Origin of the sequence: Halomonas sp. IOP_14 (genome assembly GCF_021021315.1) — a bacterium.
GTDB classification, from domain to species: Bacteria; Pseudomonadota; Gammaproteobacteria; order Pseudomonadales; family Halomonadaceae; genus Vreelandella; species Vreelandella titanicae.
On sequence record NZ_JAINWD010000001.1, the window covers coordinates 56,908 to 78,134 of the forward strand.

Sequence of the window (21,227 nt, forward strand, 5' to 3'; positions counted from 1 at the left end):
AAGCGTAGAGTTTAACGAATATGAGCCTTAATTAGGTGATGTTTTCTTCAACGCTTGCTAGCGGTTAGCTTCCTGCACTTAACCCAAAAGCCTGGCCACTCGGGCCAGGCTTTGCAAAGCATATAAATACTCAAGTACGCTTTTAGTTACCGCTAGCGGCTCCGCCTACCAGCCCACTGCGAAAATCACTGTCACCGTGATTACGGCTTTTAAGGTGGTTTGCGACAGTATCTTCTGGTGAGCCGGCCATTTCGCGGAACATGCCCATTGAGCCAAGCAGTGCAGAGGACTCGTAGGGTACGAATACTCGCTCACCATTTTTCGCCATATTGGGTAGTACCTTGATATAGCTCTGGCCCAGCAGGTAGCCCACTACGGTGCGCTTATTCTCTTCACTATCGCCAATGGCACTAAGCACCAGTTTAATCGACTCCTGCTCACCTTGGGCACGTAGAATGGCCGACTCTTTGTCACCTTGAGCGTTGAGGATCGAGGATTCACGTTGGCCCTGGGCCATGGCAATCGCCGCTGATTTTTCCCCCTCGGCCTCGGTGACGGTGGCACGGCGCTTACGCTCGGCGGCCATTTGCAGGCGCATAGCGGTTTCCACCTCTTCCGGCATGGCAATATCCTGTACTTCGACACGGGAGATTTTGACCCCCCACTTGGAAGCAGGCTCTTCCATCGCGGCCTGAATCTCATTATTCACTTCCGCACGGGATTCAAACAGTTTATCCAGTTCCATTTTACCAACCACTGAACGTAGCGTGGTTTTCGCCAGTACTTCGACGGCCTGGCTCATATTCTCTACCTCATAGACGGCCCGCTTGGGGTCGATGATTTGGTAGTAGAGCGCGCCATTGATACGAACGGTAACGTTATCAGTGGTGACGACCGGCTGACCGGGGAAATCCATCACCGTTTCGCGGCGGTCAATGCGGGTTTCGTCGGTGGTGATAGCGTTATAGTCCTCACCCATTTTGCGATAGCGCAGCATGGTGATCGCGCGGGGTTGTTCGATAAATGGAATGATGATGTTAATGCCGCTTTCTAAAACGCGGTGAAAAGAACCTAGGCGCTCAACCACCATTACTTCCGATTGGCGAATAATAATTAGGCCTTTAGAGATGATCAGTACTGCGATCACGACAATAATGAGGCTTATTAATAAGCCGGGGCTTATAGGTAGATCCATGGTTAAGGCTCCTTGCGTTGGGAATTGTCATCTTGAAAGGCTGTGTCTTCAGGCTGATGTAATGCGACTAGCGCAGTGGTGCCTTCAAATCGTTTAAATATGACCAGCGTACCGCTGGGTAGCTCGGTTTCACCGCTTTCAAGTACGCGCAGGCGGTAGAAATCGCCGTTGACTTTAATGCCCGTGGCATCATCAAAATCCCGGCGTAGAGTAGTGTAGCGATTACCTTTTTCCACACCTGTGCCTGTTGTGCCATAAGCAATGCCGCGGGGGGAGAAGCGCGGGCGAATGACCATAATGCATATTGGCAGCAGTACCCCGGTAAAAATAGCCATGCCAAGCAGTTGCCAAGGAAGCGTTAATCCTAGCGCTGTAACGGCCGCTGTTAGCGCAGCGGCAATACCCAGCGCTAGCAGCACCATCGCGCCAGAAGTCAGCTCTGCCAAACTTAATAGTAAGGCGAGTACCAACCAGCTATAAGCCGGGCTCCAGTCCATAGCAGTGTTACTCCGTCGTGAATGCAAGTGTTAATGACAATTCGGTCAGCGTAACCTAATTATGTGAACTTATCTTGCTTAGGTCGCAAGCGTGTTTTTGGGTGCGAGCATATCCTCTGAAGGGTGCTATCCTGCCTGCCTTTAAAGATAGCGAGCATAAAAAAGGAGAAGGGCGTGTTGTCGGGCGTGGTCTATTGGCTGGATATGGCGGGTGTCATCGTGTTCGCGCTTTCGGGCGTGATTTTGGCGTGCCGGTCGCGCATGGATCCTATAGGTATGCTGGTGCTGGCAGCGGTGACCGGCATTGGTGGAGGCACGCTGCGTGATTTAGTGCTCGGTGTAAGGCCGGTGTTCTGGGTGACGGATCCAACCTACCTGTGGGTGATTTTAGCCACCGTAGGTGTGTCGTTGATGGGCTTCCACTATATCCACCGCCTGTCGCGGGGCTTTTTACCGATCGCTGATGCGTTTGGCTTGGCACTGTTTACTGTGATTGGGACTCATAAAGCACTGTTGCTGGGCACGTCTGGAACGGTAGCTGTCTTGATGGGCATGATGACCGGCGTAGCAGGCGGCATGATACGTGATGTATTGGCCCAGCGAGTGCCCATGGTGCTTCGCGAAGAAATTTATGCGACGGCAGCGATGGCTGGGGGAATCGTTTACGTGGCGCTGCATGCCCTGGAGGCGCCGCTAACCATGGCGATTGGCGCCTCACTAAGCGTCACCCTCGGGCTGCGTTTGGCGGCGATCCATTGGCACTTGGCGTTGCCGGTGTTTGCCTGGGTCACGGTGCCGCCGAAAACCCATGATGAGGCGGCAGCACCGCTCTCGACACCGCAAAAGGCTAAAGAGCGGGTGAGGATGATTCGCCGTGAGCGCAAAAAACGCTAATCATTAGAGACTAATGATTAAGGGAGCGGTTCGTCTCCCGCCAGCGGTCAAACCAGCGGCGGGGTTGAATAACATGCAAGGTTGGTTCGCTGTCCTCAAGTTCAACCCCTAATCCAATCACGCCAAGGTGGGCATAGAGCGCGCCGTTTGCGCTGCGGTCTGCCAGAGCGACATCGGAAAGCAGCAGCAGCGGGCCACCAGCGAGCGTCAAGTCGCTAAGGCTGATCTGCTTGCCGCTGATCTCTAGCTGCGCCGTGCCCTCGATATCGTGCACATTTAGCAGTCGCCCTAACCAGTCGCTATCCCTTGCGCGTGCGAGAAATAGCCGGGCGAGTAAACCGGTATCGCGCATCTCAAGGCGGAGCTGGCTGACGAGACGAATAGGGTCTTCCCACGCCAATTGCGCATCCAACATGGAAAGCGTTACCCACCAACCGGCATCGGCAGAGCCATTTTCACTTTGTCGGCTAACGTTCTCCAAGCGTAAGAATGAGTCATCTGCGTTAAAACGACGCGTTTCCAGGTCGCCGTCGGTTAGGTGTAAGTCGAGATGAACGTCGCCGCGAAGCTGCTGATCCAACAGCACTAACTCTGCGCCGAAGGCGCGCAGAGTTAGTTCGCCCTGTGCATTTAATCCTTCCAACAGCCACTCGCTTTCCAGGCTGGCTTGCCCATCCAGCAACCTAACACCCGCGCCTTCGGGCAGGTAGCGGTTGTAACGGGTGAAGTCGGGCACCTCGGTAATCGGCAGCGCGATGCGCGTGGTGAAGTGCTCGGGCTGTGGAGATTCAAGCACATCGCTAAAGCGCTCGGTTTGCGTGGTGAGAGCAAAGTGGCGTCCTTCCAGGTGCGGGCTATCATCGCCTTGGCGACTCAAGGCAAAGCGGGGGATGCCAAGCGAGAGCTGGGCCCGCTCGGTGCTATCCAACTGGGCGGTGAGCTCGCCCCGTCCGGTGGCGAGATAATCTAAAAACGTGACTTCTAACTGGTCGGCGTTGACCCGCAGCCGAGTGGGTGCCAGCAAGCGGTTATCGCGAAAGGCGCCCTGAGAAAAGAGTTGTCCTTCACCCGCGATGGCTAAACCGTGGGCGTCAGGCAAAAACGCATTTAAAAAGCCTAGCCGTTGCACGCTTCCCTCGAGTGAAAATTGCCCGCTTGGTACGTCACCTCTGCGTTGAAAGCGACCATCATTTAGCACCAATATGCTCTCTAAGCGTTCGCTCGGTTGGTCGATATCGGCCACTTGCCAGCTCAACCGGGTGCCGCTGATGTTCAGCGTTGAGCCATCCATTGCTGCCTGCTGAATAGGCAGGAAAAGCTGCATATCACTGGTTAACGTGCCGACTTGTTCGCCATGTTGCCAGCGTGTGGTAAGCCCGTTTCCGGCTAAATGTACCTCTCCGCTGAGCTGTTTTGACGCCATGGTGAGCTGGCCGTGGCTGGCGGCTTTCCCGCTAAGCAACTGCAGTGGCGCGGGGTCAGGTAAAATGGCGCCTAAGTAGGTTTGTAAAACGCTGATATTAGGCAGTTGCGCGGATTGCCAGCTCAATGTCGCGGATGCTTCTTCGCGGGCCTTTTCTGGATCAGCTGGGCTCGATGCCGAGACGTTGATAGCGGCATCGTCAAGCAGCAGACGCTCCTGGTGGTGCAGCGTGGCGTTGGCAAAGTAAAGCGTTGCTTCGATAATTTCTTGTGGCGTTAGCTGGGCATCTAATGAGCCGCCACCTCGGGCAATGAAGCCACGCGTATCTGCCATCAACTCAGTTGCTTGAATACTTAGTTGGGCATCAAAAAGGCGCGATTGGCGAATGCTGGCAGAGGCCTCAATTTGCCCATGGCCGGAAAGACTGATGCCTTCCAGTTCAGAGTTCTCACGTTCAGAATCCTGTCCTTCAGAACTCTCTCCTTCAGAACCCCGTTCTCCTATACCGGGCGAAAGATATCGATCCAGCATATCCAGGCGGGTGATATCGCCTTGCAAGGCGAGTGTCGCTGAGGTGGGAAGGTCGAGTTGATCCAGTCGCTGATTAGGAATTTGGGTCGCAAGGCGTAGCTCGGTATGCTCTGCGTAAGGGTGCGTGTCGGCTAGCTCAACATCGGCCAGCTGCGTTGAAAAATGCAGTTGATCGTTCTCAACCGACAAGCGCACTTGGCCCTCGCCCGTAGCCGTGTGACGAGGCGGAGGGGTATCCGCCAGTATCCAGCGCGGCGAGTCAGTCGGCGCATGTAAACGTTGCTCATCAATCGCTAAGCGTAGCAGGGGCGCGTTCAGTATAAGCTTGCTGCCGGGCTGTAATTCTCCTGCGGTGAGCTCCAGTGCTCCAGTTAGCGCCCCGCGCCCCTCAAGGGTTAGCCAGGGCAGGGTGCCTAGGTAGGGCATAAAGACATTCCAGGCATCCGCCTGGGCATCCAACTGAAGCTGTGCTGAGAGCGCTGCTAGTAGGTTGGGGTTCAGCTCGCCGCTGGTAGCGTCGACAGGAGTTATCGAATTGAGCGTTGCATCAGCGTTAAGGTTAATATCACGCACTAAGGTCTCTTGATCACTCAAGCGAACTAAACGACCATTGGTAATGGCGAGGGAAACGTTAGGAATCGCTAGGGTGTCGCGACTTAGCGTGGTCTCCGTTACCTGCAACTGGCCGTCAGCTTCAAGCGCGATGTCACCAACGGTCAGGCGGCGAATACCCTCGGCATCGAGTGTGTCGATATGCAGTTCGCCGCGTAATAGAGCCATTAGCGAGAGCGAAAGGGTGGCGCGTTCGGCTTCAATTGAGATGGGCAGTGCTTCATCTTCACGAGCGAGATAGAGTCCCTCTACTTCCCAGCGGCCTGGGTGGCGGCTAACGCCTTGCTCCCAGCGGATGTCGATGCCCTCGAATTGTGAAATGCGCTCGGGCAGCCACTGGCTGTTAAGCAGCCAATAGCTGCCCGCCACCCAGGTAAAGAGGATAAACAGTAGGCCAACCAACGCCCTTCGCAGCAGGCGAGGTAGGCGATTTTTACGAGTGTTCGCGTCTGACATAGTGGCTTCCCTAGCAGATAACTCCTGTTGGGACGTGTTTTATGGCATTATGCGCGGCGTTGGGCAGTGACGGGTTTTCGATTTCAACGCTAGGCAGGCAACAAACGCCATGTTCAAGGATTTTTACGCGCAGCGCGGAGAGTATGTAGTGATCTCCGCAGAGCAGGCCAGTCGCTTCGCCAAAGGCGTGGCGGGTGACTACAACCCTATTCATAACCCGGATGCACGCCGTTTTTGTGTGCCCGGTGATCTACTGTTTGTACTGATACTCACAAAGTTTGGGTTGTCGCGGCAAATGGAATTTCGCTTCACCAACATGGTGGGCGCTGATACGCCGCTTAAGTTTAGCGAAGCAGACAACGGTGCACTTCACGTCTGTGATGAGAGCGGCAAATGTTACTTACAGGTGGTGCGTAGTGGTGACATTACCCACGATCCTGCGGTGGTGGAAGCCTTTGCGCGTTGCTATGTCGCGTTTTCAGGCAAAAACTTTCCGCACTATCTCAAACCGCTGATGGAAGAGCACGGGGTCATGTTTAACCCCAAACGTCCACTGGTGATCTACGATAGCATGGGGTTTTCACTCGAGCGTTTGGATGGTTTTGCACCGGGCTTGACGCTGAATCACTCTTCGCTGGAGGTTCACGGTAAACGCGCCGATGCACTGCTGGAGTTCTCTATTGAGTCCGCCGGGGAGGCCGTAGGGGTGGGTTCCAAAAAGCTCGTAGTGAGCGGCCTTTGTGACTATGACGCCGATGAAATGGCCGCTATTGTAGAAGAGTTCTATCGTCTCAAGGCCGCTTACGAGACGGCCTCGACTTGAACACTGGTACTTAGCCTCTTGCGAGGCTAAGTATGGATAAGACGCTTATTGGTCAGGCTTGTCCTGCACCGTCAAGCCAACCGTGGTAATACGGCCACCGAGTGTCGCCAGTACCGCCAGCATGATGCCATCGAGCTGAAGTGAGTCGCCTATCTCCGGTTGGCTGGAGAGTGTATTGCGCAGCAGTGCATCGAGAGTCGTCTGGCCATCCTCTCCTTCGATCAACACGCCATACGAGTGGCGTAAATCGTCTATCCTTGTACTGCCCTTGAGCTTTAGCTCCTGATCGGGCAGCTCGTCACTGACCACGCCCACCGCATCTGAAAAGACACAGTCGATAAACGGCCTCGTCTCGGGACGCAGCACCACGAACAGGTGATCGCCAGCCATTAGCTCTGTCGAGCCTCGCGGGGGAATTACGTCCTTACCCCGGGTAATCATCGCGACGACCGTCGTATCGGGTAGTGCCATTTGTGAAAGCCGCCGACCCGCTGCGCGTGGATGGTCGCTCAGGGTGTACTCCACAATATCGGCATCTACCTCTTCCAGCGCGGTAATCTCAAGGCTGGCCGCCGGTACCGCTGGCGGTTTTTCAGTCAATCCCAGCTTGCGGGCCACCACTGGCAGAGTGGTGCCCTGGATGGTTGCCGAGATCAGCACCACGAAAAACACCACATTGAAGATTAATTCTGCACCCTCCAGCCCAAACATCAGCGGAAAAATAGCCAGGATAATAGGGACGGAGCCACGTAGGCCTACCCAGGCCACTAAACTGGCTTCACGGGCATTGAAGCCGAACAGTTTCATGACCGGCAACACGGCGATTGGCCGGGCAACCAAAATCAGTACCGCAGCAATCACCAGCCCTTCCAGCCATACATCCAGCAGAGACACCGGGTTTATCAGCAGCCCCAATACCACGAACATCACGATCTGGCTTAGCCAGGCGAGCCCATCATGAAACAGGAATGTGCTGCGCTGAAAGGCGATACGGTGGTTGCCAATGAACACCCCGGTCAGGAAAATGGCCAGGAATCCGCTCCCCCCTGCGTTGGCTGAGATACCAAAGGAAAGGAAGCCACACGCGGCCACCATTACCGGGTAAAGGCCCGAGGCCACCAGATGGATGCGGTTAATGATCTTGACTGATGCCCATCCTACGCCAAGCCCTACCAGGCCCCCTACGCCCATCTGCATGACGAAAAGCTCAAGCAGCCCCATGCCTGGTTTCATGCCATTGACCAGCACTTCCAGCAACCCGACGGTAAGGAAAATAGCCATCGGGTCGTTTGAGGCGCTTTCGATCTCTAGCGTGGATTTCAGTTTTTTATTGATATGTATGCCGGCGTTTCTTAACAGCGAAAATACCGCTGCGGCATCTGTGGAGCCCACGATAGCCCCTAGCAGCAGGCCTTCCAGCAGCGGTAAGTCGAGAATGTAGGCGGCTGCCACGCCGGTGATTAGAGCCGTGATCAACACCCCGAAAGTGGCGAGCAGGGAGGCGGGTTTCCAGACTTTTCGAATCGATGAGGTAGGCGTTTGAAGCCCGCCGTCAAAGAGGATCATTGCCAGCGCCAGCGTGCCTAGGGCATGTGCCCCCGCTGGGTTGTCGAAGGCGATCCCTCCAATACCACTCTCACCGGCCAGCATGCCAATGACCAAGAACAGAACCAGGACAGGTAAGCCAAGGCGGGCAGATAATTTGCTCGATACAATGCCCACCAATATCAAAATCGCAGCAAGTAAAATGAGCTTGTCAACGGGAAACATAAACGGAGAACCCTTCTAAAAAGGTACTGATAGTTTGAATGGCAGCGTGTCTCTAAAGCGGTGCCACTAATGAATAACTGAACAACTACGTAGTTAGCTCTTTGCGAGGATAGGCGGTGCCCGACCGGGGGGAAGAAGGAGGGCACAGCCGCTGGTGTCGTTTGAAACGACACGGCCAAGAATTGCCTGGCGGGAGATAGCTGAATGCAGCGAGGCGAAAAAGCTAACGGGAGGGGGATCGTCGGCTGACCATTTGATGGCCTTCAAAAGCTCTTTATCTACCTGCCGCTTGGTGGCAGCGTTTCTTATTCGTAGCTTGGTGGGGAGTGGCGCGAAAGCGTAGTGACTCGAAAGACTTTTCAGGCTTTCATCGGTCTGTTGCAGCTCGGTGAAATGTGGCTTGTAAAACTGTTCGACGGCACCCGATAGCAAGACCAGAAAACAGCCCAGAAGCAGGATCTGGGATGCCCAGAGAGGCGCATGCCCGACGTTTTTACCATCACCATCCCTTTGCTGCATCGGGTCTTCCTTGAACAAGCCAGCTATGTATCTGTTATACCTTAGGTGGGGTTGGTTTGCATCAGCCCACCAGTGGCATGACATCCACTTCGACTTCCAGGCGGTGTTCGCCGCCCCCGTTCATGACGCCTTTTAGCGGGGCTACGTCGGCGTAATCTCGCCCCCAGGCCAGTACAGGGTGCTGTTCACTGGCCACGGTGCCATTGGTGGGGTCTAGGGCCAGCCACCCCCATTCGGGAATCCAGGTCGCCAACCATGCATGGGAAGCATCTGCGCCGATCAGGCGTGGCTGCCCGGGCGGGGGCTGGGTTTCCAAATAGCCACTGACATAGCGCGCAGCAAGACCTACCGAACGCAATGCACCAATCGCGAGATGAGCAAAATCCTGGCAGACACCCCGCCGGTTGGCGAGTACTTCGCTTAGCGGCGTTGCGAGTGTGGTAAAGCTGGGGTCGTACTCGAAGGTTTGATGAATCAGTTCATTGAGCGCGAGAGTCGCCTCGACTATTGGCCTGCCTGGGGTAAAGCAGCTGTGGGCAAAGGTGGCCAGCTCATCATTACGGCGAATAAACGGTGAGTCGAGGCGGTAAAGTTGAATGTCAAAACTGTTGTTCTGGCTAAGCTGCTGAGCGACTTGTTCCCACGTCGTTGAGGTGGTGGGTAGCGCTGCTAAGGGGTGTGTACTCAACTGCGTTACCACCGTGACATCCAAGGTTTGATGAACTTCCTCCATGGCGAAATAGAGCACTCGATTGCCGAATACATCGCGGCGCTCCATCTGTACCTGCGGCGTGGGGCTGATCTGCAGTTCCGAGGCACCACAGTGCTGATGCGGCGTTTTACGTGGTAGTACCCGAGCTTCACTATGGCACAGCGTCACGGGGGCGCTGTAGTGGTAGCGGGTGGTATGGCGCAGCGTGTAGTTCATGCATCAGGCTCCATGCTGACTAACTGGCGTGGCCGCTCCACGTGGCTGAAATGACTCTGACTGATGGCTTCAGAAAGCGCGCTTAAGGGTTCAATTAAAGCATCCAGCAGTTGCTCTAAGGCATCCTGTGCCTCCGGTGTATCGGCTAGATGACTTAAGCGATCAATGTCGGCCAGGTGCAGTGCCGCATTGGCCTGAATTAATAGCCGCCGTTCGGCGTTACGGTAGGGCGATGAGCTGCCCGGCAGGCGATCCATCTGTCGTTCAATGCGCTTGAGCATATAGCCCACCGAGCGAGGATTGGTTTCATCGAACAGCAGTAGATCGAGAATCGCCGCAGGGTGAAGCTCACTGCGGTAGCGGCGGCGATAGGCGGTAAAGTTATCGGTGGTGGCGAGCACGACTTCCCACAACGCCAGCCCCGGCGAGTGCGGCGCATTGAGGGTGAGATTGAGCAGCGAGAGCAGTCCCAGTACGCGATCCAGGAAGCGACCAATATCCATAAACCGCCAGCCGTAGTGATGGGGCATGGTTTCGTTACACAGCCCGAAGAAGGCGGCTAGCTGAGCAGACAGCCCCTCGCAAGCGCGCCGTGCCGCGCTGGCCCCCAAGCTTGGGTTGAAGGTGGCCATGCGCTGACGCAGCTGGTGCACCACCCGCCAGGAGTCATCGCCTAAGTGGTCACGCACGCTGCGTGCGTTGCGCATTAGTTGGGCAAACAGTGGCTGTAAGGCCTGGGGATCCACGTCATCAAACTGCGCCAGTAACGCGGCGCGCTTTAGATCAAAACCAATCAAAGGTGCCTGTAGTCGCTGTTGGTCCTCTTCGTTTAGCGTGGTGATATCCAGTGCCAGCAGAAGTTCATCGAGCAGCTGATCGGCGATCTCATCCTGGTCGTACTCCATTAGCCTCATTAGCGCTTCACGCAGCAGTCGCGCGCGGGTGTCTAAGCGCTCGCCGTAGCGGCCTAACCAAAACAGGCTTTCGGCTACTCGGCTGGGTAGGTCGGTGCCGTCACGGGTGGCCACCACCGGGCCGCGGGCCTGGCGGAGCTGGCTGACATGGGGCTGAGGAGAGGCTGCCGTAACCCAGACATCTTTAACGATGGTGCTGCTTAGTGATGGCAAGCCAGGTTCGCCAACCCAAGCTAAACCACCGGGCATTACTTGGTACTCGCCAGCCGCACTATTTTTAGCAGCAGTGCTGCTTTTGGCAGTGGCATTGGGGGTGCGTGTTACAAAGCAGCGTAGGTTGAGCGTGGTGGGCTCCAGGCGCTGTAGGTGGCTATCAAAAACCGGCGCGGTGGCTGGCTGCGTCGTGGCATTGACGTTGGGCAGCAGCAGGGTCTCACCCAGAAGATGCTCGCACAGCATCGGTAAGTAGTCCGCTAACACCGGGGCTTCCAAAATGCCTACCCCCAAGGCGTTAGATAGCGCCACGCCGCCTGAGCGCATGGCCTGGAGTAGCCCGGGTACGCCCAGCTGCGAATCGCCGCGCAGTTCCAGCGGGTCGCAGTAAGCGTCGTCGCAGTGGCGCAGTATCACATCGACTGGCTGTAGACCGCCCAGGGTGCGCAGCCATACTTGGGTATCGCGTACGACTAAATCCTGGCCTTCTACCAGTGCAATATTGAGGTAATTGGCTAAATAGGCGTGCTCAAAATAGCGTGGGCTCCCCGGCCCCGGCGTTAATAAGATAAGCGTGGGGTTATCGCGATGCTGATAGGCCATGGCGATCAGCGTGCGGTGGTGTAGGTCAAGAAACCCCGCTAGCCGCTTTAAGGGCGCATTGCGATACATATCCGGCAGGGCGCGGGCCATCAGTATACGGTTTTCGAGCGCAAGCCCAGTACCGGATGGCGCCTGTAGGCGGTCTGCCAACACCCGCCACTGGCCCTGAGTATCCTGAATCACATCCACACCGTGGAAAATAATCGGCGCGCGGTCATTGGGCAGCGACTGGTGGCAGGGCAGTAATAAATGCGCTGAGGCAAGCAGCTCTTGGGTGGGGAGTAGTCCAGCCTCAAAGAGCGTTTTGGGCCCATAGATATCGTCGTAGAGGGCGCTCAGCAGACGACTGCGCTGGATTAGCCCCGCTTCTAATGCTTGCCACTGTGGTTCATCAATCACCCAGGGTAGCGGGTCGAGCCGCCACGAACGCCCCTGGGTTTCATCATGCATATTGAAAATTACGCCGTTTTCAGCCAGTAGGCGCTGAATCTCGTCATGCTGCTGGTGACGACCCGTCGGGCCCAGGCCCTCCAATGAGCCGAGTAAGCTCTGCCAGCCAGGGCGTAACTGCCCCTGGCCATCGAGCATGGCGTCGAACGTGCCGGGCTGTCCCTTGCCTAGCTGGTGTAAGTAATCCTCAACGAGCCCGTTAGCCACGGGCGCGAGAAGTGAGGGAGAGACAGGGGCCGTCATTATCCTTGTAATCCTAAGCAGTAGGAGGCGGATTATCCTGCACTAGTCGCTAAGAGAAAAGCATTAGCTAGGCGTCCAGCGCAGGTCGAGGGTCTGCGGCAGTTCCAGGCTGGGGGTTTCCAGCTTGGGAACCTGATGGCCATGACTATGGCCGCTGTCACTAAAACGCCCCAGTCTTCGCGCTTCGGCTTCAAACGCATTGACCGGGAAGGTATCGAAATTACGCCCTGTGGGGTGCACTACGTAGTAAGTACAGCCCGCGACTGAGCGCTGGTTCCAGGTGTCGATCACATCAAACACCAGCGGCGCGTGAATGGGGATCTGCGGATGAAGCGCCGAGGGCGGCTGCCAAGCGCGGTAACGCACCCCGGCCACCGCTTCGCCGTTTCTGCCGGTAGCTGAAAGGGGCACCCGGCGGCCGTTGCAGGTCACCACATAGCGGTCACCGCTCATGCCACTCACCTTGACTTCCAGGCGCTCCACTGAGGAATCCACGTAGCGGGCAGTGCCGCCAGCTGAGGCCTCTTCGCCCAATACATGCCAGGGTTCGATGGCTTGGCGCAGCTCAATATCCAGCATGGGGGTGTGCAAGCGTCCGTGCAGCGGGAAGCGAAACTCCAGGAAGGGGGCGAACCACTCTAGATCAAAATCGAAGCCGTGGTGGCGCAAGTCACCCAGCACGTCGTCAAGGTCGCTCCAGAGGTAGTGGGGAAGCATCCAGCGATCCTGCAAGGCGCTGCCCCAGCGCACCGGTTTGGCTCGGTAGGGCGTTTTCCAGCAGCGGGCTACCAGTGCGCGGATCAGCAGCATCTGCATCAGCCCCATGCGGGCATGGGGTGGCATCTCAAAGCCGCGTAGTTCCAGTAAGCCGAGGCGACCGCTGTCGCTATCCGGCGAGTAGAGTTTGTCGATACAGAATTCGGCGCGGTGAGTATTGCCGGTTAAGTCGGTGAGCAGGTGGCGCAATAAGCGATCGACCAGCCAGGGCTGCACCACTTCGCCTTCGGGCATTTGCTGTAGGGCGATCTCCAGCTCATAGAGGGCTTCATGGCGAGCTTCATCCACCCGCGGCGCCTGGCTGGTGGGGCCAATAAACAGACCCGAAAACAGGTAAGAGAGACTCGGGTGGTGCTGCCAGTAGGTGACTAAACTGGCGAGCAGATCCGGACGACGCAAAAACGGTGAATCGTCAGGCGTCAACCCGCCCAGGGTGACATGGTTGCCACCGCCGGTACCGGTGTGGCGGCCATCGAGCATAAACTTTTCAGTGCCCAGGCGGGTTTCACGGGCTTCCGCATACAGCCGTTCGGTTTGTGCCACCAGGGTTTGCCAACTGGCCGCAGGCATAATATTCACTTCGATCACGCCTGGGTCGGGGGTGATCATAAAATTTTCCAGACGCGGATCCCGAGGGGGCGAGTAGCCCTCTATCATGACCGGGCAAGCGAGTTCCTTGGCGCACTCCTCAACGGTGCTAAGTAGATCCAGGTAGTGCTCTAAGCCGGTCAGCGGGGGCAGGAAAATATTTAGGCGACCATCCCGTGGCTCCACACATAGGCTGGTGTGAATAACATTACTTTCCCTATCGCTGTTTGCCGGGGGCTGCTGTTGAACGGATTCGCCCTCGGGGTGTGATGGGCTCGGGTGGCTTGAGCGCCCCAAGCGTTCGGCATCACTGATATGCAGCTGTTCGGCGTTGCGGCGGGCAACTTCACCGTGAATATCACCCAGTTCAGGCCGAGGAGCGAACAGCGATTCAGGCTGCGGCTGCTCCTCTGGGTCAGCCCAGGGAAGCGTTGAAAGGGGTAAGCGTAGGCCCATGGGCGAATCGCCGGGCACCAGAAATAAGTGGTCGCGCTTGAGCGGCCAGCGGCCGCTCTCCCAGCGGTGGGCTTGGCTGATCGAGTGGCGCAGCGGCAGGGCGTAGCCCACGACTTCGTCTAACCCCTGCTCCAATAAGCGAGCTAAACGGTGGCGTTCGGCGTCATCTTTTAGATTGGCTTCGCGTGGGTCGACATTGACCGGCAGCGATTGCTCTTTCCAGAGGTAGTAGTAGGCATCTTCATACGCCGGAATCCAGTAGCGCTCAGCCACGCCCAGGCGTTCGCTAAGTGCTTTGGTAAAGCGTTGGGCAGTGGTGTCATCCACGGCTACCTTGGGGGCGCCTTCCATACAAGCTAGCCATTTTGGATCTCGCCATAGCGGCACGCCATCTTTCCGCCAATAGCAGGCCAGCGCCCAGCGCGGTAACGGTTCACCGGGGTACCATTTGCCCTGCTGTTGCTGAATAGCGCTGCCGGGCGCATAGGCGGCTTGCAGCCGGGTTAGCAGTGCCTCGGCGCGCTCGCGCTTGTGCTCACCTAACGCTTCGGTATTCCACTGTGGGCTCTCCATATCGTCGACGGATACAAACGTGGGTTCGCCCCCCATAGTAAGGCGAACGTCCTGCTGTAAGAGTTCAGCGTCCACTTGGTCGCCCAGCGTGCAGATACGGTGCCACTGTTCATCGCTATAGGGCTTGGTGACCCGTGGGTCTTCATGGATGCGCTCGACCTCCATGGTCACATCAAAGGTGACTTCACACTTATCCGAAAATCCGGTGATGGCCGCGGCGCTACCCGTCGTCGGAGTGGCGGCGAGGGGAATGTGTCCTTCGCCAGCGAATAGACCTGAGGTGGGGTCAAGGCCTACCCAGCCGGCGCCGGGCAGGAAGACTTCGGTCCAGGCGTGCAGGTCGGTGAAGTCCACCTCGCTGCCGCTCGGGCCGTCCAGCGCTTTAACATCTGACTTGAGCTGAATGAGATAGCCGGACACAAAACGAGCGGCGAGGCCCAGATGGCGGAAAATTTGCACCAGCAGCCAGGCACTGTCGCGGCAGGAGCCGCTGGCGAGTGTCAGCGTCTCTTCGCAGCTCTGGACACCGGGCTCCAGGCGCACTAGGTAACCGATGTCATTCTGCAGACGTTGATTAAGCGCGACCAGAAAATCGACGGTGGTAGTCGGTTCACGGGGAACGGCTTTGAGCCACTCCATCAGCCGTGGCCCTGATTCGGTTATTTCAAGATAGGGGCTTAGTTCTTGGCGCAGCGCTTCTGGGTAAGCAAAGGGAATCGTTTGCGCAATGTCGTCCAAGAAGAAATCGAACGGGTTAATCACCGTCATCGGGACGATTAGCTCGACGGCAATGGTTAACTCTTGGCGCGGTTCAGGGAACACCACGCGAGCATTGAAGTTGCCGAACGGATCCTGTTGCCAGTTTAAAAAGTGGTCATTGCCGGAGAGTTTGAGCGAGTACGCTTCGATATGAGTACGGCAGTGGGGCGCTGGGCGCAGTCGAATAACATGGGGCGAAAGACGCACCGGGCGGTCAAAGTGGTAAGTCGTACGATGATACAAGGCAACGCGAATGGTCATGAGCCACCCTCAAAAGAACCGTTATTAACCGGCTGGTCGGTTGGGTTAAGGAATAACCGAACGTTTCGCAAGTATCGTTCCACTTTTACTTTTTTGCAGCCGCTATCTTAACTAAGACGTTTAACTAAAGTGGAAATCGCGTTATGCACCAACTTGATGCCTCTTGCGCGCACCAAGATAGGGCGTAAAGGCGTTTTAATTTCCTCGTGCTCTCTGTCAAGTAGCGTTTAAGTAAGTGAACGTTGAAATATCGCAAAAGATGGTACGCATTTTGCTCTCAATTGTTTGATTGTTTTGCACGCGGCAGGCCTACACTGAGCATTGAGGAAGTTGCCGCTTCCACCCCAGCGCCAGGAGAGCGCCCATGAGCCAAGTGAATTGGAATAACTATGCGTGTCGTGATTACTACGATGAGCTGATGGCCGCTCCCGGTCAGCCACGCGAGTCAGCGGGTGAATTGTGCAACATGTTGGCAAGGTTTAGCGCCGAGGAGTTAGCGGAGCGAAAAACCGCGGCGGAGATCGCTATTCGTACCATGGGGATTACCTTCACCGTCTACTCTGAAGGCGCGATGATTGACCGTGCCTGGCCCTTTGATATTGTGCCGCGAATCATTCCCGCCAGTGAGTGGCGTAAAACCGAGGCAGGCCTTAAGCAGCGCGTGCAGGCGCTGAATCTATTTATCGATGACCTTTACCATGATCAAAAAGTCATTAAGGACAAAGTACTGCCCGCCGAGGTGCTGGCACAATCGGTTAATTTCCGCCCCCAGTGTGTTGGCATTAACCCCCCTCACGGCGTATGGGCTCATGTATGTGGCTCTGACCTGGTGCGCGATGGCGACGGGACGCTCTACGTGCTGGAGGATAACTTACGCATTCCTTCCGGTGTCTCCTACATGCTGGAAAACCGCAATGTCACCAAGCGGGTACTGCCGGAGTTGTTCGCCTCAGGCAAGATTTTGCCCGTTGATGACTATGTGGCTCAGCTTTACGACATGCTGGCGGAGATGTCGCCAAGGCCAGGTGATGACCCCCAGGTAGTGGTACTGACTCCCGGGATCTACAACTCTGCCTATTTTGAGCACGCCTATCTTGCCCAGCAAATGGGCGTCGAGCTGGTGCAGGGAAGTGATCTACTCGTTGATGACGATGATGTGGTGTACATGCGCACCGTGGAAGGGCTACGCCGGGTCGATGTTATTTACCGCCGTGTAGACGATGAGTTTCTCGACCCGGAAGCATTTAACCCGGAATCCATGCTGGGGGTGGCGGGCCTAATGCGCGCCTGGCGGGCGGGGAAAGTAGCACTTGCCAATGCGCCGGGGGCTGGCGTGGCGGACGATAAGGTCGTTTACGCCTTTGTTCCCGCGTTGATTCGCTACTACCTCGATCAAGAGCCGCTGATCCCTAACGTGCCCAGCTACTTGTGTATGTTCGAGGACGACCGCCGCTATGTCCTCGACCACCTGGATGAATTGGTAGTGAAACCGGCCAATGAGTCGGGGGGCTACGGTATGCTCATTGGCCCACGCTCAACCAAAGAGACCCGCGAAGAGTTTGCCCGTTTGATTAAGGCGAACCCGCGCAACTATATGGCTCAGCCTACCCTGGCACTGTCGACCACGCCTACGCTGGCGAATGGGTTACCGCAGCCGCGCCATGTGGATTTACGCCCCTTCATTCTTTCGGGGCCAGAAATCCATGTCACCACCGGTGGTCTGACCCGCGTGGCATTGATAGAAGGTTCGTTGGTGGTGAACTCTTCTCAAGGTGGCGGTAGTAAAGACACCTGGATTGTAGAAACCGACGACAAGGCGGCAGCGGCCGCGGTGAAAGGAGCCTAACGCCATGCTGTCACGCGTTGCAGAGAACCTCTACTGGATGGCGCGCTATATTGAACGTGCGGAAGACACTGCCCGTTTGCTGAGTGTCAATAGCCACCTTATGCTCGATTTGCCGGGGCGCCTGCCGTTAGGTTGGGCACCGCTTATCGAAATGACCGGCAGTCTGGAAGCCTTTACCGCACGCCATAAAGACTTTGATGAACGCAATGTGGTGCACTTTTTATGCGCTGATACTGACAATGATATTTCGATTATCTCTGCGCTTGCCAGTGCCCGTGAGAACCTCAGAACCACTCGGGATGTGGTGCCCCGGGAGATTTGGGAAGAGGTTAACCAGCTCTATCTGAGCGTGGCCGATCATGCCGAAAACGGTGTTAGTCCACGCCGTCGCGATAGCTTTCTCAAAAGCGTCATCCGTAGCTGCCAGGCGTTGACGGGCCTGATTGAAGGCACGTTAAGCCATGGCCCTGCGCGTACCTTTATTGAGCTGGGGCGTCAGTTAGAGCGGGCCGATATGACTACTCGCATCGTGGATGTGCGCTCTGCCAGCCTGCTGCCGCAAAACCCTGAAGAGCTGCTGCCGTTTGAAAACCTGCAGTGGATGAGCGTACTCAAATCGCTCACCGCCTACCAAATGTACCGTCAGCAGGTACGCTTACGCGTTCGGGGCCCGGATGTGCTGCGCTTTTTGCTGCAAGATCCTAATCTGCCACGCTCCATTGCCTGCAGCTTGGAGACGCTGGGCCATGAGCTGACGCTACTGCCAAGACAGGATCGACCGGCAGCGACCGTTTCACTGGTGCGCGCCGATGTGGTGGATGCCGATATTCAAGCGCTGGCCCACTCACCCAGCAAGCTGCACCTGTTTATCGACGAACTGCAGATCGGCTTTGCCGCTATCCACGATACGCTTAGCGCAACCTACTTTGTGAATGACGACAGCGTGCCCCGCGTCACCCAAACCCAGAGTCAGAGCCAGAGTCAAAGCCACGCAGGGGATAACGATAACGACTAACCAGTGGGGGAGCCGCGCTCTAGCGGGCTGGCGGCCTGCACGGTTCGATGCAGGTACGCCAGCTTCTCGCGCACCGCTGGGGCAAGCACTCCTGGGGCCAAATCGAGCAGGCCCATATCCCGGTTGAGCTCATTCACTGCCATCCCTACCTGATGAAAGGCAATCAGCATGCTCTCCAGACTGCCGTCGTACTCAACGGGGGTAATACCCATGTGCAGTGCGGTATTCAGCACGGCGACCATATCCAAGTAGTAGGCAAATGTTTCAGCAAAATCTTCCCAGGGGTGCATGGTGGCGTAAGCAGAGATGAAGTGATTAGGCCAGTCGCTGGGCGCCCCCTGCTGGTAGTAGCGCTCTAACGCTTCAGCATAGGTTGGCCGGTGGTGATTGCCAAATACCGCACGGCAATTCTCTTCATCGCGATCCTTAACCAATACATCCCAATAGTAGTGGCCGATTTCATGGCGGAAATGACCAATTAATGTGCGATGGGATTCGTTCATGTCGACCCGCAAGCGCTCGCGTTCAACGTCGTCGGCTTCTTTGATGTTGATGGTGATATGCCCTGCTGCATGGCCGGTATACACCTTCTCTGTCTTGGCGGTGGAACGCCATAAGCCCTGGTCGGGGAGGGCATCAGCCATAAATGAGAAGCTTAACGGCACAGCAATGTCGTCGTCTTTGGTACCGTGGGGAAGTTTAAGTAGGTCCAGAGTATGAAAAAGGCGCCGTTTAGCAGCCTCTAGTGCCGCCCAACGCTCACGGTGGCCTGCAATATTGAGGTCGGGTATTACTTCGTTGTAACGACAGCAGTCGCAGAGCGTGTCCGCTTGGCCGTGCTCCATCACCACCAGCCGATTACATACGTTTTCAACAGCGTAGTTGTGGCACTTCATTAGCGCTGTATCGCAACCCGGGTGGGTACAGCGATAGCCGCCGTTATCCAAGGGCTCAATGGCCACGATATTGCTACAAGCAGGGCACCAGCCTACTTCTGACTGACAGGCAAGGCAGTGGGTGTTTTCGTAGAACAGCGTATTGCCACAGCGGCAGTGAAAGGTCTGCATAGATAATTCCCTGTGTTTAAACACGCGCTTTCGCCGTGGGCGATCCGCAAGCCTGCGGCACACTGATTAGCCGAAGCATAGCCAGCGCGGTGCCACAATGAAAAGGCTAATTGACGTTCTGGCGTAGATTTTGTTTACTCATGAGATACTTGGTTGACGTTAACGTCAACTTGCTGCTATACCCTGTGTACTTGTCTTACCGCGATGCGTTTTAAAAACAGCTTTTTTTAATACTCGCAACCATAACAACCACAACCATAAATAGGAGCAACGCTATGTCCGTTCGCGAAATTCCCATGTATATCGATGGCCAGCCCGTCCAGTCACAGAGCCAGGAGTGGCGCGACGTGGTCAACCCTGCGACGCAAGAAGTAGTGGCTCGAGTGCCGTTCTGTACCGCTGACGAAGTAGAACGCGCTATCAGTAGTGCCAAAGAAGCGTTCAAGGAGTGGCGTAAAGTGCCGCTGGGGAAGCGCATGCGCATTATGCTCAAGCTGCAAGCGCTGATTCGCGACAATACCGCTGAACTCGCGGCACTGATTACTGAAGAGCACGGTAAAACCCTGCCCGATGCGGAAGGCGAAGTGGGTCGTGGTCTGGAAGTGGTAGAGCACGCTTGTTCGATTACTTCGTTGCAGTTGGGTGAATTAGCCGAAAACGCTGCCAACGAGGTAGACGTTTACACCATGCACCAACCGCTGGGGGTGGGGGCTGGGATTACCGCCTTTAACTTCCCGATTATGTTGCCCTGCTTTATGTTCCCGCTGGCGATTGCCACCGGAAATACCTTTGTGCTTAAGCCCTCCGAACAGGATCCCAGCTCCACCATGCGCTTAGTGGAGCTAGCCCATGAAGCGGGTATCCCTGCGGGCGTGCTCAACGTAGTGCACGGTGGCCCGGACGTGGCCAATCAAATTGCCGATCATCAGGATATCAAAGCGCTCTCGTTCATCGGCTCTACCCATGTGGGGTCGCTGCTGTATAACCGTGCAGCAGCGGCGGGCAAGCGCATGCAGGCGATGATGGGCGCCAAGAATCACTGTGTGGTTATGCCCGATGCTAACCGTAGTCAAGCGATCAACAACCTGCTGGGCTCAGCTTTTGGCGCTGCGGGCCAACGCTGCATGGCGAACTCGGTAGTGGTGCTTGTCGGCGAGGCACGCGAGTGGCTAAGCGATATAGTAGATGCGGCGCGAGCAATGAAAGTAGGCCCAGGCACTCAGCTTGATGCGGACTTGGGCCCGCTGGTGTCACCTGCTGCCCGTGATCGTGTACTACGTTTAATCGATGCAGGGGAGAAAGAGGGCGCCAAACTGATGGTTGATGGTCGCAAGGTTCAGGTAGAGGGTTACCCCAACGGTAACTTCGTGGGGCCGACCCTGTTTGCCGATGTAACCGCCGATATGACCATTTATCGCGAAGAGATTTTTGGCCCCGTGCTGTGTGTGGTCAGTGTTGAAACCCTGGATGAGGCGATTGCCTTTATCAATGCCAATCCCAACGGCAACGGTACCTCCATCTTTACTAACTCAGGCTGGGTAGCGCGCCGGTTTGAAACCGATATCGATGTTGGACAAATTGGTATTAACGTGCCAATCCCCGTACCGGTCGCTTACTTTAGTTTCACCGGGTCAAGGGCTTCAAAGCTGGGCGATTTAGGGCCCAATGGTAAGCAGGCGATTGCATTCTGGACACAAACAAAAACCGTAACGGCACGTTGGTTTGAACCCGAGAATGTTTCCAGTGGTATCAATAGCACGATTTCACTGGGTTAAAAAAGTGGCGCTAACTGGCTCCGCTTAAGCGGGGCCAGT

At 56.2% G+C, this 21,227-nt stretch carries 14 protein-coding genes; 5 read left to right on the forward strand and 9 right to left on the reverse strand.

Translation table 11 applies throughout. The features are described 5' to 3' along the window. Positions 1–142: 142 nt before the first annotated feature. Both K7H09_RS00280 and K7H09_RS00285 read right to left on the reverse strand, forming a co-directional pair. Positions 143–1,195, reverse strand: a complete 1,053-nt coding sequence (locus K7H09_RS00280; protein ID WP_141440821.1) for an SPFH domain-containing protein — start codon at positions 1,193–1,195, stop codon at positions 143–145. Between the two features lie 2 nt (positions 1,196–1,197). Next, positions 1,198–1,692 carry an NfeD family protein gene (locus tag K7H09_RS00285; protein ID WP_141440822.1) on the reverse strand — a complete coding sequence of 165 codons (495 nt, stop codon included), beginning with the start codon at positions 1,690–1,692 and terminating at the stop codon, positions 1,198–1,200. Between the two features lie 177 nt (positions 1,693–1,869). Between K7H09_RS00285 and K7H09_RS00290 the strand changes: the two genes are divergently transcribed. After that, entirely contained in the window at positions 1,870–2,586 is a 717-nt protein-coding gene (locus K7H09_RS00290) for a trimeric intracellular cation channel family protein (protein ID WP_082116921.1), read from the forward strand. A gap of 10 nt (positions 2,587–2,596) precedes the next feature. Here K7H09_RS00290 and K7H09_RS00295 read toward each other — a convergent pair whose 3' ends face one another. Beyond that, positions 2,597–5,608 carry a hypothetical protein gene (locus tag K7H09_RS00295; protein WP_022522528.1) on the reverse strand — a complete coding sequence of 1,004 codons (3,012 nt, stop codon included), beginning with the start codon at positions 5,606–5,608 and terminating at the stop codon, positions 2,597–2,599. Between the two features lie 109 nt (positions 5,609–5,717). On the opposite strand from K7H09_RS00295, the gene K7H09_RS00300 reads away from it, so the two are divergent. Then, positions 5,718–6,431: a DUF3581 family protein gene (locus K7H09_RS00300; RefSeq protein WP_009288206.1), complete on the forward strand. Its 714-nt coding sequence runs from the start codon at positions 5,718–5,720 to the stop codon at positions 6,429–6,431. A gap of 45 nt (positions 6,432–6,476) precedes the next feature. Here the strand turns inward: K7H09_RS00300 and K7H09_RS00305 are convergent, their stop codons facing one another. The 5 genes from K7H09_RS00305 to K7H09_RS00325 all read right to left on the reverse strand — a co-directional run bounded on the left by K7H09_RS00305 (position 6,477) and on the right by K7H09_RS00325 (position 15,485). Next, positions 6,477–8,201 carry a potassium/proton antiporter gene (locus K7H09_RS00305; protein WP_141440824.1) on the reverse strand — a complete coding sequence of 575 codons (1,725 nt, stop codon included), beginning with the start codon at positions 8,199–8,201 and terminating at the stop codon, positions 6,477–6,479. 93 nt (positions 8,202–8,294) lie between these two features. Further along, entirely contained in the window at positions 8,295–8,720 is a 426-nt protein-coding gene (locus K7H09_RS00310) for a hypothetical protein (RefSeq protein WP_022522530.1), read from the reverse strand. A gap of 61 nt (positions 8,721–8,781) precedes the next feature. Next, positions 8,782–9,648, reverse strand: coding sequence for a transglutaminase family protein (locus tag K7H09_RS00315; RefSeq protein WP_022522531.1), 867 nt, complete (start codon positions 9,646–9,648; stop codon positions 8,782–8,784). After that, positions 9,645–12,071, reverse strand: a complete 2,427-nt coding sequence (locus tag K7H09_RS00320) for a circularly permuted type 2 ATP-grasp protein (protein ID WP_022522532.1) — start codon at positions 12,069–12,071, stop codon at positions 9,645–9,647. The genes K7H09_RS00315 and K7H09_RS00320 overlap by 4 nt, the downstream gene beginning before the upstream one ends. A 63-nt stretch (positions 12,072–12,134) precedes the next feature. Continuing rightward, complete coding sequence (locus K7H09_RS00325) at positions 12,135–15,485, reverse strand: transglutaminase family protein (protein WP_230803101.1); 3,351 nt, start codon at positions 15,483–15,485, stop codon at positions 12,135–12,137. A 364-nt stretch (positions 15,486–15,849) separates the two neighbouring features. Between K7H09_RS00325 and K7H09_RS00330 the strand changes: the two genes are divergently transcribed. Then, positions 15,850–17,331, forward strand: a complete 1,482-nt coding sequence (locus tag K7H09_RS00330; protein WP_022522534.1) for a circularly permuted type 2 ATP-grasp protein — start codon at positions 15,850–15,852, stop codon at positions 17,329–17,331. Positions 17,332–17,335: 4 nt separating this feature from the next. Next, on the forward strand, positions 17,336–18,346 hold the full coding sequence (locus tag K7H09_RS00335; protein WP_022522535.1) for an alpha-E domain-containing protein: 1,011 nt from the start codon (positions 17,336–17,338) through the stop codon (positions 18,344–18,346). On the opposite strand, the gene K7H09_RS00340 is transcribed toward K7H09_RS00335, so the two are convergent. Next, complete coding sequence (locus tag K7H09_RS00340) at positions 18,343–19,413, reverse strand: zinc-binding metallopeptidase family protein (RefSeq protein ID WP_230803111.1); 1,071 nt, start codon at positions 19,411–19,413, stop codon at positions 18,343–18,345. The genes K7H09_RS00335 and K7H09_RS00340 overlap by 4 nt on opposite strands. 275 nt (positions 19,414–19,688) lie before the next feature. Between K7H09_RS00340 and K7H09_RS00345 the strand changes: the two genes are divergently transcribed. Then, the gene (locus tag K7H09_RS00345) at positions 19,689–21,188 is read left to right on the forward strand and encodes a CoA-acylating methylmalonate-semialdehyde dehydrogenase (RefSeq protein ID WP_009288214.1); all 1,500 of its coding nucleotides are present in this window, start codon (positions 19,689–19,691) and stop codon (positions 21,186–21,188) included. Positions 21,189–21,227: the final 39 nt, after the last annotated feature.

Coding starts and splice junctions, on each gene's coding strand:
- K7H09_RS00280 (WP_141440821.1), bottom strand. CDS start 1,195: ATGGATCTACCTATAAGCCCCGGCTTATTAATAAGCCTCATTATTGTC.
- K7H09_RS00285 (WP_141440822.1), bottom strand. CDS start 1,692: ATGGACTGGAGCCCGGCTTATAGCTGGTTGGTACTCGCCTTACTATTA.
- K7H09_RS00295 (WP_022522528.1), bottom strand. CDS start 5,608: ATGTCAGACGCGAACACTCGTAAAAATCGCCTACCTCGCCTGCTGCGA.
- K7H09_RS00300 (WP_009288206.1), top strand. CDS start 5,718: ATGTTCAAGGATTTTTACGCGCAGCGCGGAGAGTATGTAGTGATCTCC.
- K7H09_RS00305 (WP_141440824.1), bottom strand. CDS start 8,201: ATGTTTCCCGTTGACAAGCTCATTTTACTTGCTGCGATTTTGATATTG.
- K7H09_RS00310 (WP_022522530.1), bottom strand. CDS start 8,720: ATGCAGCAAAGGGATGGTGATGGTAAAAACGTCGGGCATGCGCCTCTC.
- K7H09_RS00315 (WP_022522531.1), bottom strand. CDS start 9,648: ATGAACTACACGCTGCGCCATACCACCCGCTACCACTACAGCGCCCCC.
- K7H09_RS00320 (WP_022522532.1), bottom strand. CDS start 12,071: ATGACGGCCCCTGTCTCTCCCTCACTTCTCGCGCCCGTGGCTAACGGG.
- K7H09_RS00325 (WP_230803101.1), bottom strand. CDS start 15,485: ATGACCATTCGCGTTGCCTTGTATCATCGTACGACTTACCACTTTGAC.
- K7H09_RS00330 (WP_022522534.1), top strand. CDS start 15,850: ATGAGCCAAGTGAATTGGAATAACTATGCGTGTCGTGATTACTACGAT.
- K7H09_RS00335 (WP_022522535.1), top strand. CDS start 17,336: ATGCTGTCACGCGTTGCAGAGAACCTCTACTGGATGGCGCGCTATATT.
- K7H09_RS00340 (WP_230803111.1), bottom strand. CDS start 19,413: ATGCAGACCTTTCACTGCCGCTGTGGCAATACGCTGTTCTACGAAAAC.
- K7H09_RS00345 (WP_009288214.1), top strand. CDS start 19,689: ATGTCCGTTCGCGAAATTCCCATGTATATCGATGGCCAGCCCGTCCAG.